The 1673-nt window shown below is 76.6% G+C and carries 2 protein-coding genes; both read left to right on the top strand.

Annotated features, from left to right (window positions below):
* The coding region (locus tag ABZS66_RS61605; protein ID WP_354774262.1) for a helix-turn-helix transcriptional regulator at positions 1 to 606 on the top strand (606 nt) is incomplete at its 5' end.
* A 44-nt stretch (positions 607 to 650) separates the two neighbouring features.
* Complete coding sequence (locus ABZS66_RS61600; RefSeq protein ID WP_354774260.1) at positions 651 to 1613, top strand: helix-turn-helix domain-containing protein; 963 nt, start codon at positions 651 to 653, stop codon at positions 1611 to 1613.
* Positions 1614 to 1673 lie beyond the last annotated feature (60 nt).

Below are 1673 nucleotides of genomic sequence, written 5' to 3'. Positions count from 1 at the left end.
TGTTCGACCCGCTCAGCACCGGCGAGATCGTCCAGGCCGAACGACTGTCCCGCAGTCGCCGACGCCGCGGTGGCGGCGGGCGCCGTCGCCGAGGCGCAGGAGGTGCTCGGCGGGCTCGCCGAGGCCGCGCGCCGCATTCCGGCGCCGATGATGCTCGTCTGTGCGGACTATGCCGCAGCGGTACTGCGGGAAGACCCGGAAACCGGCGTCGCCGGCGCCCTGCGCGGGGAGCTCGGCCGGTGGCCGCTGTTCCGGGCCCGCCTCCAGCTGCACCACGGCGAGCGGCGGCGGGACCCCGAGACGCTGCGCGCCGCGCTCGCCGTGTTCGACGACCTCGGCCTCGCCCCGTGGGCGGCCCGGGCCCGGGCCGCGCTCGGCCTGCCGGCGGCGCCGGCCCGCACGACCGGGCTGCTGCCCGCCCGCGAGCTGCAGATCGCCCGCCTCGCCGCCGAGGGCCTGACCAACCGGCAGATCGCCGGGCGTCTGTACCTGTCGCACCGCACGGTCGCCGCCCGGCTCGGCCGGGTGTACCAGCGGCTCGGCGTGACCAGCCGCGCGCGGCTCGCCGCGCTCCTCGGCAGCGCAGACCGCAACGGCGGAGACTGAAACCCGACACATCCCCGGCGAACGTTTCGCTACAGTTCGGCCGCATGGCGGTCATCCTCGATACATCCGCCCTTCCCGCGCGGGAGCGGATCGAGGCACTGCGCTCCGTCGTCGTCGATGCCACCGCGCCGTCCACCGTCGGCCTGGCCGAGCGGCTCGACGACGGCCGCCCGGTCGAGGCGCTGGTGCAGTTCTGGCAGCTCGGCGCGATCCAGGCGGTACGCGCGGAGTCGAGCCACGGCCTGAGCCTCACCCGCAGCCCCAAACAGGTCCGGCAGGGCTGCGGCCCGCTGGTGTCCTTCGGCCTCCAGGAGCGCAACGTCGGCCGGCAGGAGCAGTTCGGCCTCGGCCGGGCCGTGCCGATGGGCACGCTGACCTGCACCGACCTCACCGAGCCGTACCACTTCTCGTGGGGCGGCCCGGGCGCCGGCCGGGCGCTGCAGCTCCCCGTCGACGAGATCGCCCTGCCGCCCGACGTCATCCGGCGGGCCGCGCCGAACCTGCTGCGCAGCCCGCTGTACGAGCTGATGGCCGTGCACGTCGCGGCGATCACGCGGGACCCGGGGCGGCTCAGCGACGAGCGGGTCGCGGCCGGCGTCGGGCGGTCGAGCATCGAGCTGGCCCGGGCGCTGCTGCTGTCCGCGGCCGGCGAGGAGCGCCACCCGGCCGCCGGGGACACGCTGCCCACGCAGATCCGCGCGTACATCCGCCAGCACCTCGGCGACCCCGAGCTCGGCCCGGACAGCATCGCGGCCGCGCTGAACATCTCGACCCGGCGCCTCTACAGCGTGTGCGCCGCGGCCGAGTTCAGCGTCGAGCAGTGGATCATCAGCCAGCGCCTCGACGCGGCCCGGGCCGACCTCGCCGACCCGGCCAACGACCACCGGACCGTGGCGACGATCGCCCGCCGCCACGGCTTCCGCGACCCGGCCCACTTCGCCCGCCGGTTCCGGGCCGCGTTCGGCGTGACCCCGCGCGACTGGCGCAACATCGCCGCCGGCCGCTGACCCTCAGCCGGCCGCACCGGGCCCCGGACACGGAGCCGCCGCGGAGGCGACCGTGGAGCC

Source organism: Dactylosporangium sp. NPDC005572 (assembly GCF_040605515.1).
Taxonomy (GTDB): domain Bacteria; phylum Actinomycetota; class Actinomycetes; order Mycobacteriales; family Micromonosporaceae; genus Dactylosporangium.
The sequence above is the reverse complement of the archived record's forward strand: the minus strand, read 5'-3'. Positions and strand labels throughout refer to the sequence as shown.